The sequence below is a fragment of the Enterobacter sp. V89_11 genome, from assembly GCF_029967775.1.
Taxonomy (GTDB): Bacteria; Pseudomonadota; Gammaproteobacteria; order Enterobacterales; family Enterobacteriaceae; genus Enterobacter; species Enterobacter ludwigii.
The window spans coordinates 114,275-129,400 of the sequence record NZ_JASCAN010000014.1; the positions used below are offsets into that span (position 1 = coordinate 114,275).

Sequence of the window (15,126 nt, forward strand, 5' to 3'; positions counted from 1 at the left end):
CTGCCGTGTGCAGGCAGTATGTCGGGCATAAAAAAGGCTGCTTATCGCAGCCTTTTTACATTTAGTTTTTCGGGAAGATCCACACGTGCTTTTCAGGCAGCGAAAGGTGGCAGTGCAGCGGGTTCCGGGCCTCGTGACCATAGGCGCGAATGACAAAATCATCCCCCGGCGTGCGGAACAGGTATTCCCAGCGGTCACCGAGATACATGCTGGTCAGTAACGGGAGCGCCAGCTGGTTTTCCCCCGGCCCCTCGACCACCGCCACGCGCTCGACGCGGATCACCGCGGTGGCGTCTTCACCGCTTCGTACCCCTTCACCGGCCTGGCCCCACAGCACCCAGCCTTTGCCTTCGATACGCGCTTTGCCGTCGCGTACTTCCGTTACCTTGCCGTGCAGGCGATTATTGCTGCCCATAAACTCAGCGGTAAACAGCGTTTTCGGCGAGCCGTACATCTCCTGCGGTGTGCCCTGTTGCTCGATTTTACCGTTGTTAAGCAGCAGGATACGGTCGGAAATCGACATCGCCTCATTCTGGTCGTGCGTTACCATCAGCGCGGATAAGCCCAGCTTGATAATCAGTTCACGCAGGAATACGCGAGCCTCTTCGCGCAGCTTGGCGTCGAGGTTAGAGAGCGGTTCATCCAGTAAAATGACCGGCGGGTTGTAGACCAGCGCCCGGCCAATTGCCACGCGCTGCTGTTGTCCACCGGAGAGCTGGTGCGGGTGGCGTTTGCCCAGATGGCCCAGCCCGAGCTGGTCCAGCACGTCCTGTACGCGCTGCTGGATCTCTTTGGCCGGAACCTTGCGCAGCTTGAGCGGATAGGCCACGTTTTCAAAAACGGTTTTGTGCGGCCACAGCGCATACGACTGAAACACCAGGCCCAGGTTACGCTCTTCCGCCGGGATCTCACTGCGCGGCGTGCCGTCATAGACTTTGTTTTTGCCAATGATAATCGAGCCCTGAGTCGGTTTTTCCAGGCCCGCCACCGCACGCAGCAGGGTGGTTTTCCCGCTGCCGGATGGCCCCAGCAGGGAAACCACTTCGCCGCGGTTGAGGTTCATGGAGACCCCTTTTAAAACAGGATTGTCGCCGTAGGTCAGGTGCAGATCGTTAACCGCTAATTCAATCATGTATTTTCACTCCGAAACGAAGGGCAATGCCCAGACCTACCACCACCAGCAGGATGTTAATAAAAGAGAGCGCCGCCACAATATCAATGGCTCCCGCGGCCCAGAGGGATACCAGCATCGAGCCGATGGTTTCCGTGCCGGGTGAAAGCAGGTATACACCCGTTGAATATTCGCGTTCAAAAATCAGGAACATCAGCAGCCACGAACCGATAAGGCCGTAGCGGGAGAGCGGGATCGTGACATGGCGGGTGATCTGGCCACGCGTAGCCCCCGTACTGCGGGCGGCCTCTTCAAGCTCCGGCGCGACCTGCAGCAGGGTGGACGAGATGAGTCTCAGCCCGTACGCCATCCAGACCACCGTATAGGCCAGCCAGACGCTGAAAATGGTGCTGCGCAGCGAACGTAGCCAGACAATCAGGTTTTCACGCATCCAGTCGCTCCAGGCGAACCCGGAAAGCCAGCCCGATTTCAGCGAGTTATCCAGCCACATGGGCAGGAACAGGAACACCCAGAGAAAGGCCAGACCCGCGAGCAGGCCAGGCACGGCGCGCGGCACCAGGACGCTGTAATCCAGGAAACGCGTGGTATTGTCCGGTTTGCGGTGCATGGCGATACCGACAAACAGGTAGCACGCCACGGCCAGCGCGCCGCCAATGACCCCAATGGACATGGAGTTGACGATGGCGCGCAGCAGGTTCGGCTGCGCCCATATCGTGCGAAAAGTACTGAGGGAAAGCTCGTCCCACAGCGAAACGCCCACGCCCCAGTTTGAGATAAACGCGCGCAATACCACGCCGAGCAGGGGAACGCCGATCGTGACGGTAAGCCAGAAGGCGACCACCGCGCCCGCCACCCAGCGCCATTTACCCAGAGGTAAGGCCCGGGCCTGGGACGCTTTGCCTTTCATGGTCACGAAACGGTTGGCGGTGCGCATCAGGCGACGCTGCAGCATGACCAGCGGAATGGTGATACAGATAAGCACCACCGCAACCGCCGCCATCAGGTGGTAGGAAGGGGTACCAAGCTTGTTGGTCAGCTGGTACAGGTAGGTTGCCAGCACCATGTTGCCTTCCGGATCGCCGAGGACCAGCATCAGACCAAACACTTCAAGACCGAGGAAGAACAGCAGAACGATGGCGTACAAAATGGACGGGCGCACCATCGGCAGGCTGACCGAGGTCATCACCTGTAACGGCGACGCGCCCGCGGTACGTGCGGCCTCTTCCACATCGGAACCGACGCTTCGCAGCGCGGACGAAATATAGAGATAGGCATGCGGAACATGCGTCAGGCCAGCAATGACCACGATGCTCGACATGTCGTAGATATTCCACGGTACGAAACCAATCAGCGCCTGGGCCCAGAGGGATAAAAAGCCCACCGGACCGGCGGCCACCACGTAGCCGAATCCCAGCACCATTGGCGACACGAAAACCGGCACGAGGATCAGCGGTTCAATCAGACGGCGGCCGGGCAGGTCGGTACGCACCATCAGAAAGGCCAGCACGCCCCCTAACGGAATGGCGATGATGACCAGCCCGAAAGCGAGAATAAAACCGCTTTTCAGCGCCTTATAGAAATCAGGGTCGGTGAAGATAAAACCAAATGATTCAAGGCTCCACTCTTTTGCCGGTGAAAAGAACGGGGCGGACAAGAAGCTCTGTATCACGATAAACGACAGCGGCGTGTAGATAACCAGGGCGGTTATCAACACGACAATACCGCGCGGCAGGCTTTGCCACTTTCTGCGTAATGTATTCATGGGGTATCCCTGGTGTTGCAGCCCAGCAAAACGAACTCAGGTAACAGGAGCGCGACGACCCGCGTCGCGCTCAGACGCTTATTTGGCGGCGGCGGTACGCCACTGTTTGATGTACTCCAGGCGTTTTTTCGGCTGCAGATACTCCAGCAGGCTTTCATCAACCGGAATAGGTTTCAGCGCATTGCCGAGCACTTTCGTCAGGCCGTCGATATCATTTTTGCCGTCGATATCGTTACGAATGGACGGGATATCCGCCTGGCTTGCCAGAATACTTTGTCCTTTTTCAGACAGGACGTAGTCCAGCCACAGTTTCGCGGCATTGCTGTTTTGCGCCTGCTGGCTGATGAACGACACGCGTGATAACACCAGGGTGTAATCTTTTGGATAGGCGATCCCCAGCGACGGATCGTTCTTCGCACGCGCTTCCGCGTAGGATCCGAGGATATTAAAACCGATCAGGTTTTCCCCTGATGACACCCTCTCCATCATGGTGCCGGTTGAAGACTGAACGGCTAGGCCCCCTTTGGCGATATCGGCCAGGGTTTTGAAGTAGTTAGGATCGGCCTTGTGATCCTGCACCGAGAGCATAAAGCCCAGACCCGATTTTTCGATGTCGTAGGTGGTGACTTTGCTCTTGAATTTATCCGTCTGGCTGGCAATAAGCTTAGCCAGCGCCGCATGGGAATCAGGCACGTCGCCCGCCGGGATCAGCCGTTTGTTGTAGATAAACACGACGGGCTCATAGGTGGTGCCGTAGGCTTTATCTTTCCAGACCGCCCATTTCGGTAGCTGACTTTGCTCCGGTGATTTGTACTCCATGGCGTAGTCGGTAGCGAGCTTCAGCCCGGTGTCCATGGAGGAGCTCCAGACCACATCGCCGCTACCGCCACCCGAGGCCTGTTCGCTGATAAAACGGTTGTACAGCTCGGTGCTGTTCATGTCGTTATATTCAACTTTGATGCCCGGATAGGTTTTTTCGAAGCCCTCAATCAGCGGCCCGGCAGCTTTGGTGTCGGTGGTGGAGTAGATCACCACTTTGCCCTCTTTGGTCGCGGCATCGACCATTTTTTGATAGTCAGCAGGGTAGCCCTGCGGCAAAGCAGACAGTGCGGAAGCAGAACACAGTACGGTAGCGGTAATCAGAGAAATTCGGAAAATGTTCGACATTATAGTTAACCTTTTAGTTACATTTGAGGAACTAATTGTCAACATAGCGCATGGCTCCGCGCCGACAATAGGGGGGCGCGGGTTGCGGTTCCGAAGTGTGATTGTCGGCGTCGTTTCAGCAATTAACACCATAAAATCCGCGACGCTTAGCAAACGAACGGTTGCGGATTACGTTTTCTCTGCCACTTTGCGGTAAAGCCTTCTGGGATGACCGATATTGCCATACAGCATTTCAATGCTGATTAACCCACTTTCCACGCAGTATTCCAGATAACGGCGGCCCGTGGTTTTGCTGATCCCGACGTATTCCACCACCTCTTCCACCGACATTGTTTTTTCGGGGTGCTCCGCAAATAAACGCTTAATACGGTCCAGGGTGTGGGGCTCAATACCCTTTGTGGACGGGGTCTGCGAGGTGTCCGCGGCGGGGAGGTTAAACAGGCGATCCAGCGCATGCTGGTCGACAACCTTCACCTGCTGCACGGTGTGGATGAAACGCATAAAACGCTCCAGCGAGGCGTGCAGACGCTGGAAAAAAACGGGCTTAATCAGGTAGTCAAACGCGCCGCTGCGCATGGCATGGCTACAGGTCTGCATATCGCTGGCTGCGGTGATAAAGATCACCGAGCATTCATAGCTTTTCAGGAGCGGGTTATCGATTAACGCCACGCCTTTACCGTCCGGGAGATAATTGTCCAGCAGTATCAGCCTCGGCTGATGCTGGCGTATCAGGTTACACGCCTGCTCAATCGACGCGGCAATGCCCACCACGCGCAAATGGAAATTTTGCTCGATATACTCGCGATGCAGTTCCGCCAGGTGCGGCTCATCCTCAACAATCACAACATCAAGTGCTCGGGTCGTGGTCATGCGTTAGCCCTGTCGAACGGGGAGTGGATTGGGAATAAACACAGAGAATATCGTGCCTTGAGGAGCGTTATCCGTTATCTCAATGCTGCCGCCCGCCTTGTTGATATAGCCTGCCACCAGAAACAGGCCAATACCGTGCTCTGTGCCCACAATGTCGTTCTCGCTTTCCGGCTTACTGCTGAACCCCTGGCGAAAAAGATGCGGTTTCATCGCCTCATCCACCCCGCAACCCCGATCGGCCACCTCTATCAGCAACTCCTGGTTGCGATCGGAAATGTAAAGCTCTACAGGTGCGGGAACCGGGGCTTTCAGGGTGGCGTCAACGGCGTTATCCAGCAGGTTGCCAATCACCGACACCAGCTCCGTTTCCGTGATGCTGGCAGGCATGCGGGTGAGCTGGCAGGCGGGATCAAACTGCAGTTCAACGCCCTTTTCCCGGGCGCTGACATATTTCCCTAGCAGCAATCCGCACAGGGCCGGCGAGACAAAATGGGCTGAGACGAAGTCCAGCACGCGCTGCGCCCCTTCTGACTGTGCCTGGATGTAACGGATCGCCTCGTCATAGTGTTTCATCTGCAGCAACCCCACCAGCGTGGCGGTCCAGTTCAGTTGTTCATGACGCATAATGCGCAGGTTATCCGCATAGCGTTTAATCTGGCTTAGCTGGCTGCTGAGAGTGTTGATATCATTCTTGTCGCGAAAGCTATAAACCCAACCGCTTTCAACACCAGGTTCAACCTCAATCGCCACGCGGTTCACAATCACCTCGCGCTGGTTAAGCACCGCAATCTGGTCGTGGCTGCCCCGGCTAACCGAGGCGTAGCGCTGAGATAAAAAACCGGGGGACGTTTGCAGAACGTCTTCCAGCGGTTTGCCGATAAGCGCTTTCTCACTTTGATGAATATCCAGCATCTCTCTGGCGGCACGGTTAATTAAAATCAGCTGCTTTTCTTCATTGACGGCAAATACCCCTTCATACATTGCTTCCAGCAGCGCGCGTTGCTGTAAGACCAGTTGCGCAATATCTTTTGGCTCAAGGCGGAACATCTGCTTTTTAAGATTGCGGGTAAACAACCAGGAAAAAATAAACAGTAACAGCAACAGACCCATACCGTATAACCCGGACTGCCAGAGAATACGCGCATTGATATTCGCAATGTACGACGTCAAATAACCGACCGAGACAATCCCAATCACCTGATGCTGCGCATTAAAGATGGGCGCTTTGCTGCGCAGTGAAACCCCAATCCCACCCTTACGCACCGAAATAATTGTTTTGCCTTGTAATACCTCCGCATTATCCCCGCCGATCATCGGTAAATTGATGCGCTCCGGTGATTCTGAATGATAGAGATGCTGTTCCCGGGTATCGCCAATGACAATATAACTGGCATCACTTTCGGCCCGTATAGGCTGAATTAAACGGGCGATGGCGGGGATATTTCTGGCCGCGACGTTTTCCGCCAGACCCGGCATCAACGCGATTTCGCTGGCCTGAACCCGGGCGCGTTGGCCGAGATCGTGATGCAATTGCCGGTCAATAAAATGAAACAGGATGGTTCCCAGCAGAACTAACAGCAGGCAGGAGAAGCACACCAGCGCTAAAAAAAGTTTTACCTGAAAAGAGAGTCTGCGTTTCATACGACCTGACGCGGGGAGTCTGATTAGAGCGGTCTGCGCAGACTGACATGAGGAAATGGGGGATGCAATCTGGCGAAAACAGAGTTGTGACCTGGCTTTTCGTTTTGGGGGTTATAGCTATCAGGATCGCGTAAGGCTATGCTTCATTCAGCACCCGAATAATTACAGAGGCAATGTCGTGGATAAAGCGCTACTGGATGCAGGCTACCGGGCCTATACCGGAGAGAAAATTGACGTTTACTTCAACACCGCGATCTGCAAACACTCAGGAAATTGCGTGCGCGGGAGCGCTAAGCTCTTCAACCTGAAACGTAAACCGTGGATTATACCGGATGAAGTCGACGTCGAAACGGTTATACATGTGATTGATACCTGCCCGAGCGGTGCGCTGAAGTATCGCCAAAAATAAGCGAGGAACCATGGATATTCTGGAAGGCCATAACAAGTTTTACGTCAACGATGCTGACGGTAACCAGGTTGCAGAGATTGTCTTCGTACCGACCGGTGAACATCTGAGCATTATCGAGCACACCGATGTGGATCCAAGCCTGAAAGGGCAAGGTGTGGGTAAACAGCTGGTGGCAAAAGTGGTCGCAAAGATGCGCGGTGAAAATCGAAAAATTATCCCGCTATGCCCGTTTGCCAAACATGAGTTTGATAATACGCGGGAATATGACGATATTCGGGCGTAGAAACACACCGGCGATGGCCGGTGTTTTTTTATCTGATCTGTTCAAACAGCAACACCACCGCAATCACTACCATCATTCCCCCTGATGCTCTGCTCACCAGACGCGCGGCCTGCGGGCGGGTGGCCAGGATGGCTTTTGAACCGTATCCCACCAGCAGATAGACCAGCGTACAGGTGATGAGGTGTAGCAAGCCCAGCGCGGACATCTGCATCGCAACCGACCAGCTTCCCTTCGGGTCAGTAAATTGTGGAAGCAGGGCCAGGAACAGCAAAAAAACTTTCGGGTTAAGGCCGCTGATACATAATCCCTTCACCGCCCACTGTTTCCAGTTTGCCGCCGAGGTTGTGGCGCTTTCCGGTGCGCCAGGAGCGCGTAACAGTGAGATACCAAGCCACAGCAAGTAAAGTGCGCCCGCTATTGTCAGCCCGGATAATGCCAGCGGATGTTGCGCCATCATGACGCCCACGCCCGCGACCACAATCAGTGTCGCCAGCAGATGCCCGGACATGAGGCCCATCACTGCGGGTACCACGCGCCGCCCGTGGATGCCGGCGCTAATGGCGTAAGCCCAGTCGGCGCCCGGTGTCATGATGAGCAGGAAAGACACCACCCAAAACCCGGCCACAATACTCATTTCCATCGTCTGTAAAACTCCAGAATTTCACCCGTCAACAGAGAGAAAGCATATCGGTATCCGGACGAAATGAGTTTTCAATGTTATGCTCAAAAGACGGTGAAATTGACAAAATCTTCCACATGGACAGCATCGATCGAAAAATTCTTGCGCAGTTGCAGGCTGATGGCCGTTTATCTCTTACGGAGCTGGCTGAACGGGTGAACCTGAGCCTCTCGCCGTGTCACCGGCGCGTGCGGGCACTGGAGCAGAGCGGGGCCATTACGGGATACCGGGCCAGTCTCGATCCCGCCAAAATGGGGTTTAACTTTCTGGCGATCGTGTTTGCGACGCTGAAAGAGGGCGACAGAAAGGCGGTGAGCGCCTTTGAGGAGGCGGTGGAAGAGATCCCGCAAATTGTGCTGGCGCAGCGTTTATTTGGCGATCCTGATTATCTGATGCACGTCGTGACCCGCGACCTGCCGGCTTTTCAGAAACTCTATGATGAGAAGCTCTCTGCGATGCCCGGCGTTCAGCATCTTCGCTCAACGCTGGTCATGAAAACGGTCGTGCAGGACAGGCCGTTTCCGCTCGACATCTCAGGGCGTGACGAATAACGCGCCCGGCAGAACGCCGGGCGCAGGGGCGTTTAGCCTACAAACATCACTGACACGCACAGTACGCCAACGATCAGCGTCAGCAGGTTGCCGACAGATCGGTACGGTTTCAGGGACGGGATCAGGTACGTCGACAGCGTCGGCATGATAAACAGGATCATGGCGATAAGCGGACCGCTGATGGCATAAATCATCGAAATGGCATTCGGATTAATGCAGCACACCGCAAAGGTGATTAACGACACCCCCATGATGGAGATCGCGCGGTTAAAGGCGCGGCTCTTTTTCACGCCCACCTGGTTCAGCGATGACTTCACAATCTCCGTCGCCCCTTCGATCACCCCAAAATAGGTGCCGAGGAACGATTTCGACATGGCGATAATCGCCACAATAATCCCGGAAATCCCCAGCCATGTCGGAGAAGAGGGCATCATCGACAGCGCTGACAGAATGGTTACCCCTTCCTCTTTTGCCGAAACGATATAGGACGGTGGAATTGAGAGCAGGCAGCTGAACACGAAGAACAGCACGCTCAGGCAGATAATCAGGTACGCCACCTTCATGATTTTCTTGCACTTGTCCATAGCGGCGTCGCCAAACTTCTCACGGCGGTCAACGGCAAACGTCGAGATAATCGGCGTATGGCTGAAAGCGAATACCATCACCGGAATCGAAATCCAGACCTGATGCAGCGTATGGCGGTCAAATGCCATCTGGCTTGTGAGCAGCGCGGGTTGCCAGCTTCCGGTCAGATAGAGCGAGACAAACAGGAAGTAGGCGATCAGCGGAAACACCAGGAAGCCCATCACTTTTATGGTGATATGCCGTCCCATCAGGAAGATCAGATTTAACACCAGCACCACGCCAAAACTGACCAGCACGCGAACGGCGGTATCCACCGTCATGTGTTTTGCCAGCTGCTCAGTTAACGAGTTGGTGATGGCCACTGCATAAATCTGCACCACCACGAAGAAGGCGATGAAATAGAGCGTGGTGATCAGGTTGCCTATCTTCCTGCCGTAATAATGGGAGACGGCGCCGGTGATCCCTTCATTGCCTTTTGTTTTCGACGACAGGATGAATTGTGCCAGCGCGCGGTGCGGCCAGTAGGTTAATGGGTAGGCCACAAGGGCAGTGATAAACAGGACGATAGCGCCTGCGGAGCCCAGCTGAATGGGCAAGAACAGCGTTCCTGCGCCCACGGCCGTGCCATAGAGAGCGAAACTCCAGAGAGTCTCATCTTTTGACCAAATTTTCGACATTAGAGCAACGTATCAACTATCAAACCAACAGAATGGAGCGCAATTTACCATAATTATGGGTTGAGAGCGCAGTTGCTTCGAAGGAGTTTGGCCGGAGCGGGCGTCCGGCCAGAGGGAATTAGCCTGCGAGGGCGCGTCGCTGCTGGCGACGTTTAAGGAATTTCGCGCGCAGCGTATCGTAAACCCAGTTATAGAACATGGTGTACGGCAGGAAGAACAGGAAGAAACCAATTTCCAGTGTGAATGCCTGCAGCAGCGTGACGCCCAGCACCGCGGCGACTATCGACACGCCGATCACAATAAACCCGCTCTCGAATCCCAGCGCATGCAGTGCGCGGATTTTTGCCGTGCGTGTGATGCGGTGAACCGGCCAGAAACGGTCGAAGCCGACGTTATAGATAATGTTCCAGAGCATGGCCGTGGTTGCCAGGATAATGGTCAACCCACCCATCTCCACCACGGAACGTTGCATAAGCCACGCCGCCGTCGGGGCGAGGATCGCCGTGGCAATCCCTTCGAAACAGACGGCATGAAAGATCCGCTCCGGCAGTTTACGTTGGAGTGCATCCTGATGTTGCATAGTTTTAGACCTCGTGAATACGCATTTTGGCGTTGATGCGGCCTATTGTTATCGCTAAAGGTGATATATTAAAGATGGTATCCATCGATAAAGTAGATAGTGCATGCGTTATTCACCTGAAGCCCTTACCGCATTCGTTGAGACCGTCGCGGCGGGCTCTTTTTCTGCCGCCGCGCGTCGGTTACGTAAAAGCCAGTCGACCGTGAGCACATCCATCGCCAATCTTGAAGCCGATCTGGGCTTTGATCTGTTTGACCGTTCGGCCCGTCAGCCGGTGTTAACCGCCCAGGGCGAACAGGTGCTGGGTTATGTGCAGGCGATCCTCGCGGCCAGCACGCGGCTTGACGAGCTGGCGGTGTCGTTAACGGCACAAACGGAGGCGCGCCTGACGTTTGTTCTTTCCGATACCCTCAACCCGGACGTGCTGGAAGACCTGATGAACCAGTTCGACCAGCGCTTTCCCCATACCGAATTTGAATGCCTGATTGGCGAGGAAGAGGACGTTATCGATCTGCTGCAGAAGTCGCGTGCGCAGGTTGGTCTCACGGAAGCGCGTGACAGTTATCCGACCGATATTGGTTTTACCCGGTTGCCGATACAGACCCGGATGGCAATCTATGTCGCGACCAACCATCCTCTGGCCGGGCAGCAAGTAATCCAGGCCGATGAGCTGCACGGCTGGCGGGAGTTGCGGCTCAGCACCTATCTGGAGCGGGAGGCAACGCTCGCACGCGGACCCGTCTGGTCGGCACCCAACTACCTGTTACTGCTGAGTATGGCCGTGCAGGGATTTGGCTGGTGCGTGCTGCCGTGCGCGCTGGTGGATGAATTTGCCGCCGCGAAATCGCTGGTGCAGCTGAATGTCCCCGGCTGGCCACGGGCGATCGGTATCGATCTGCTCTGGAATAAACGATCCCCGCCCGGCGTTGCCGGAAGCTGGCTGCGGCAGTATCTGCAGGATGCGCGCTAATCCTTGTGATTAAACTCACTATTTTTAAACAATTAAGATAATTGCCAATAACAATCCACTACTATCGTCATGTCATTTAACACAGAGGTTGTGATGAAAGATGTCGTTATAGTGGGTGCGTTGCGTACGGCTATCGGCTGTTTTCAGGGGGCGCTTGCACGCCACTCGGCTGTTGATTTGGGCAGCGTAGTGGTGAAAGCGCTGGTGGAACGCAGCGGGATTGCAGCACATGAAATTGATGAGGTGATCCTGGGACAGGTGCTGACCGCCGGTGCCGGGCAAAACCCTGCCCGTCAGGCGGCCCTCAAGGGCGGCCTGCCCAATACCGTCTCCGCTATCACCATCAACGACGTCTGTGGCTCAGGGTTAAAAGCGCTGCATCTGGCGACGCAGGCCATTCAGTGTGGTGAAGCGGATGTCGTGATTGCCGGCGGACAAGAAAATATGAGCCGGGCACCACACGTGCTGACCGACAGCCGTACCGGCGCGCAGCTGGGCAACAGCCAGTTGCTCGACAGTCTGGTGCATGACGGTCTGTGGGATGCGTTCAATGACTATCATATGGGCGTGACGGCGGAAAATCTGGCACGTGAGTATGGTATCAGCCGTGAGTTGCAGGACGCTTACGCGTTAAGCTCGCAGCAAAAAGCGCGCGCAGCGATTGATGCCGGGCGCTTTCGGGATGAAATCGTCCCGGTCAGCACGCAGCGTCAGAACGGTGAGGTTGCCGTGGTGGATACCGATGAGCAGCCGCGCACCGACGCCAGCGCTGAAGGGCTGGCGAGGCTCAATCCTGCGTTTGAAACTCAGGGCTCAGTGACGGCGGGAAACGCCTCCTCCATTAATGATGGCGCTGCGGCCGTGATGATGATGAGTGAAAGCAAAGCCCTCGAGCTGGATCTGCCCGTCCTGGCCCGCATTAAGGCATTTGCCAGCGTGGGTGTTGATCCTGCGTTAATGGGTATCGCCCCGGTTTATGCTACCCGTCGCTGCCTGGAACGCGCAGGGTGGCAGCTCTCTGATGTGGATCTGATTGAAGTCAACGAGGCCTTTGCCGCACAGGCAATCTCGGTTGGCAAAATGCTGGAATGGGATCCCCTGCGGGTAAACGTGAACGGTGGGGCAATCGCACTGGGTCATCCTATCGGCGCGTCCGGTTGTCGAATTCTGGTATCGCTGGTGCATGAGATGAAAAAGCGCAATGCCCGCAAAGGCATTGCGACGCTCTGTATCGGTGGTGGACAAGGTGTCGCCCTCGCCATTGAACGCTAAAATCCCGCCCGCATAAAAGAGCCTCCCTTCAGGAGGTTTTTTTTACATAACGTATGACGAATTAACCGTTATTAGTACATTCTCACTCTGGTATTGAATAATTACGGCCTTAATTATTATCGTTGTTAACGTCTTAGTGTGATCCCCCTCCGATAATTTCACGTTAATACACCCTGTTTGTTGATGGATGTCACGTCCATCTTTGCCAAAAAAAATGAAACAAATAATTACGATCTTTGTCACTAAAATAATGTTCTTTAAAAAATAAACTGCAGTTTCATAAATAAGAAACATTATTTCAGTTGAGGGTTTTTTCATGTTTAAGAAATCTCTGGTCCTTACTTCCCTTATCGGTACGTCCTTCATGGCTCAGGCCGTTACCGTCGATCTGCGCCATGAATATATCGACAGTGGTGCCAATGCTGACCGTGTCTCGGTCTCACATCGCTTTGCTAACGGGGTCGGTTTTTCTGTAGAAGCTAAATGGAAATCCGGCGGTGATAAAGCCGACCAGCCGTTTGCGGATGTGGTGGGTAACGGGCATGAAGATCAAATTAGCTGGCGCTGGAAAGCGACTGAGAATATTGCACTGACGCCGGCGTTTACCCTTGAAAGTAACGACAGCCGCACAATATATAAACCGAATCTGCATCTGCAATATAGTTTCGACAACGGCTTCTACGTTGCCGCGCGTTATCGTTATGAATATACCCGCTACCCGTCAAGCTCGAATAAAGATGACGACAAAGTTAACCGTGGTGATGCCTGGGTTGGCTGGGTAATGGGTGACTGGCGTACCGAACTCAATTATGTTTATGCGAAGAGTTCTGAAGGTATGGTTCGTAATAATAACAAAGATTATTCCAACGAATATAACGCCAAGCTGGCGTATAAATGGGATAAAAACTGGGCACCGTATGTTGAAGTGGGTAACATCGGCGTGAAAGACACCGATGAACGCCAGACCCGCCTTCGTTTGGGCGTGGCCTATTCTTTCTGATATCACGTTATTCCGCTGAACATTGCCGGGTAGCGCCAGTGCCTACCCGGCTTACTCATGCCTGATAAGCGCCGCCCAATGGGCAAAAGTCCACTAAAAAAAAGGCCCTCCTAAACGGAGGGCAAGGCCAGTTACAGAAACACAAACTCAAATCATGCATGCAACATTTCAGGTTGCTCAGGAAGTTTCGCGATATAGAGGGCGGGTTGACCGTCTTTATCGGAACTGAACAGCACCGCTTTCTCATCCGGAGTAAAGGAGGGATGCGGGTGGGTGACCTGGCGGCTATTTGCCACCGTTGCCCAGGAGGTGTCGTGACGGGCAATGCGGAAGTAGCTTTTTTTCGCCACGTCAAAGGCGTACAGATACGGATCGTTATCGATGGTGTAACCGTGCGTATCCTTCACATCAACCGGCGTGCCTGAACCGTCGCCCACCAGCAGGGAGCCGTCAACGTTGCTCATCAGATGGGAACAGGCGGGCATTGGCATGACTGCGTCATTGACGCCCGTATCCGGATTGAAGCTGCAGATGGTGCGGCCCTTTTGGCCCTTCAGATAAGAGACATACACAAGGGCAGAACCGTTCGGCACCCAGAATTCATGGGTACAGCTTTCGCCTTCCGCATGCGTTTTCACTTTGCGCACGTGCGTACCATCTTCGTTGACCAGCCACATGCGGGCGTCGACCAGGTCGTGCGGCCCTTCATGGCAAAACGCCACCGTGTTGTCATCAAACGGACGATAGATAGGGTGGCCAAGCCAGTTTTTCTCTTCGTGGATTGTGGTGCTTAAACCGGTTTTCAGATCCACCCGCAGCAGTCGACAGTGCGGCCCCTTATGGAAGAAGTCGTGGAAAATTTTCCAGTCGTTGAGCGGCGTCCAGTCACGTCGGGCGATTTCTATCCCAACCAGTTTGGTGCAGTCGCTGTTGGCGACCCAGGTACCGTAACCCACCCAGTCATCTGGGACACGGTACACCTCGCGTTCTACCAGGGTATGGAGATCCACCTCCAGCAGCGTGCGGTCGTTCTTCACATAGTAGAAGGATTTATCATCCGGAGAGAGGAACCCGCCAAAGGTATTATCCCCTGCGCCTTCCGTCAGCTGTACCGCTTCGGCCTTCTGCAGATCCAGCAGGTAGTAGTTCCAGTGACCGTCAAACGCCCCTGCGAACAGCAGGTGGCTGCCATCATTAAAGAAGCACTTCTGGTAGAAGTAGTTGCGGTGACAGGTCACGTCGGGTGGGGTCAGGCGGGTGACTTCCACGCCTGTATCCGGATCGTGGCTGACCTCGTAGTTCAGCTTGACCCGCATACCTTTAGCCATAATGCACTCCTTTGAACGATAAAAGTAGATTAAAAAGTGAGTATTAAATTATCAAAACAATGTTTCATTATGTGTGACTGATGGCGCACTTTGTCTGTTTCATTGGCGAGATTAATGTCTGGCTCTCTTTATCGTGATCCGAACGCCATTTCTGGTATAAACAAACAGAAAAAATGAAACGTTGTTTTAAATGTAATTGAAAACCCCCTTCTCTGGGGCT

The 15,126-nt window shown here is 54.4% G+C and carries 15 protein-coding genes; 6 read left to right on the forward strand and 9 right to left on the reverse strand.

Annotated elements, in window-relative coordinates; translation table 11 throughout:
- Positions 1 to 61: 61 nt before the first annotated feature.
- The 5 genes from QLG09_RS12530 to QLG09_RS12550 all read right to left on the reverse strand — a co-directional run bounded on the left by QLG09_RS12530 (position 62) and on the right by QLG09_RS12550 (position 6,572).
- Complete coding sequence (locus QLG09_RS12530; RefSeq protein ID WP_049023251.1) at positions 62 to 1,132, reverse strand: ABC transporter ATP-binding protein; 1,071 nt, start codon at positions 1,130 to 1,132, stop codon at positions 62 to 64.
- Positions 1,125 to 2,894, reverse strand: coding sequence for an iron ABC transporter permease (locus tag QLG09_RS12535; protein WP_020883752.1), 1,770 nt, complete (start codon positions 2,892 to 2,894; stop codon positions 1,125 to 1,127). Before QLG09_RS12535 ends, QLG09_RS12530 begins: the two co-directional genes overlap by 8 nt.
- A 78-nt stretch (positions 2,895 to 2,972) precedes the next feature.
- Complete coding sequence (locus QLG09_RS12540) at positions 2,973 to 4,061, reverse strand: ABC transporter substrate-binding protein (RefSeq protein ID WP_020883753.1); 1,089 nt, start codon at positions 4,059 to 4,061, stop codon at positions 2,973 to 2,975.
- A 168-nt stretch (positions 4,062 to 4,229) separates the two neighbouring features.
- Positions 4,230 to 4,931, reverse strand: coding sequence for a response regulator (locus QLG09_RS12545; protein WP_049023253.1), 702 nt, complete (start codon positions 4,929 to 4,931; stop codon positions 4,230 to 4,232).
- Between the two features lie 3 nt (positions 4,932 to 4,934).
- Entirely contained in the window at positions 4,935 to 6,572 is a 1,638-nt protein-coding gene (locus QLG09_RS12550) for a sensor histidine kinase (RefSeq protein ID WP_032678909.1), read from the reverse strand.
- 178 nt (positions 6,573 to 6,750) lie between these two features.
- Here QLG09_RS12550 and yjdI point away from each other — a divergent pair, with 178 nt between their 5' ends.
- Positions 6,751 to 6,981, forward strand: a complete 231-nt coding sequence (yjdI, locus tag QLG09_RS12555) for a 4Fe-4S mono-cluster protein YjdI (RefSeq protein ID WP_032680349.1) — start codon at positions 6,751 to 6,753, stop codon at positions 6,979 to 6,981.
- Positions 6,982 to 6,991: 10 nt separating this feature from the next.
- Positions 6,992 to 7,264, forward strand: a complete 273-nt coding sequence (locus tag QLG09_RS12560; protein WP_014171484.1) for a GNAT family N-acetyltransferase — start codon at positions 6,992 to 6,994, stop codon at positions 7,262 to 7,264.
- Between the two features lie 28 nt (positions 7,265 to 7,292).
- On the opposite strand, the gene QLG09_RS12565 is transcribed toward QLG09_RS12560, so the two are convergent.
- The gene (locus QLG09_RS12565; RefSeq protein ID WP_032680350.1) at positions 7,293 to 7,904 is read right to left on the reverse strand and encodes a LysE family translocator; all 612 of its coding nucleotides are present in this window, start codon (positions 7,902 to 7,904) and stop codon (positions 7,293 to 7,295) included.
- A gap of 116 nt (positions 7,905 to 8,020) precedes the next feature.
- Between QLG09_RS12565 and QLG09_RS12570 the strand changes: the two genes are divergently transcribed.
- Positions 8,021 to 8,494 (forward strand): Lrp/AsnC family transcriptional regulator, encoded by a 474-nt coding sequence (locus tag QLG09_RS12570; protein ID WP_032670215.1) that lies wholly within the window; start codon positions 8,021 to 8,023, stop codon positions 8,492 to 8,494.
- 32 nt (positions 8,495 to 8,526) lie between these two features.
- Here the strand turns inward: QLG09_RS12570 and QLG09_RS12575 are convergent, their stop codons facing one another.
- On the reverse strand, positions 8,527 to 9,756 hold the full coding sequence (locus QLG09_RS12575; protein WP_049023254.1) for an amino acid permease: 1,230 nt from the start codon (positions 9,754 to 9,756) through the stop codon (positions 8,527 to 8,529).
- Positions 9,757 to 9,874: 118 nt separating this feature from the next.
- The gene (locus QLG09_RS12580; protein WP_049023255.1) at positions 9,875 to 10,336 is read right to left on the reverse strand and encodes a multidrug/biocide efflux PACE transporter; all 462 of its coding nucleotides are present in this window, start codon (positions 10,334 to 10,336) and stop codon (positions 9,875 to 9,877) included.
- 103 nt (positions 10,337 to 10,439) lie between these two features.
- On the opposite strand from QLG09_RS12580, the gene QLG09_RS12585 reads away from it, so the two are divergent.
- The 3 genes from QLG09_RS12585 to QLG09_RS12595 all read left to right on the forward strand — a co-directional run bounded on the left by QLG09_RS12585 (position 10,440) and on the right by QLG09_RS12595 (position 13,578).
- Positions 10,440 to 11,306 carry a LysR family transcriptional regulator gene (locus QLG09_RS12585; RefSeq protein ID WP_025203325.1) on the forward strand — a complete coding sequence of 289 codons (867 nt, stop codon included), beginning with the start codon at positions 10,440 to 10,442 and terminating at the stop codon, positions 11,304 to 11,306.
- Positions 11,307 to 11,399: 93 nt separating this feature from the next.
- Positions 11,400 to 12,578, forward strand: coding sequence for an acetyl-CoA C-acetyltransferase (locus QLG09_RS12590; RefSeq protein WP_020883759.1), 1,179 nt, complete (start codon positions 11,400 to 11,402; stop codon positions 12,576 to 12,578).
- A 316-nt stretch (positions 12,579 to 12,894) separates the two neighbouring features.
- Positions 12,895 to 13,578 carry a porin gene (locus QLG09_RS12595; RefSeq protein WP_014171477.1) on the forward strand — a complete coding sequence of 228 codons (684 nt, stop codon included), beginning with the start codon at positions 12,895 to 12,897 and terminating at the stop codon, positions 13,576 to 13,578.
- Positions 13,579 to 13,730: 152 nt separating this feature from the next.
- Here QLG09_RS12595 and QLG09_RS12600 read toward each other — a convergent pair whose 3' ends face one another.
- On the reverse strand, positions 13,731 to 14,906 hold the full coding sequence (locus QLG09_RS12600) for an oligogalacturonate lyase family protein (RefSeq protein WP_020883760.1): 1,176 nt from the start codon (positions 14,904 to 14,906) through the stop codon (positions 13,731 to 13,733).
- Positions 14,907 to 15,126 lie beyond the last annotated feature (220 nt).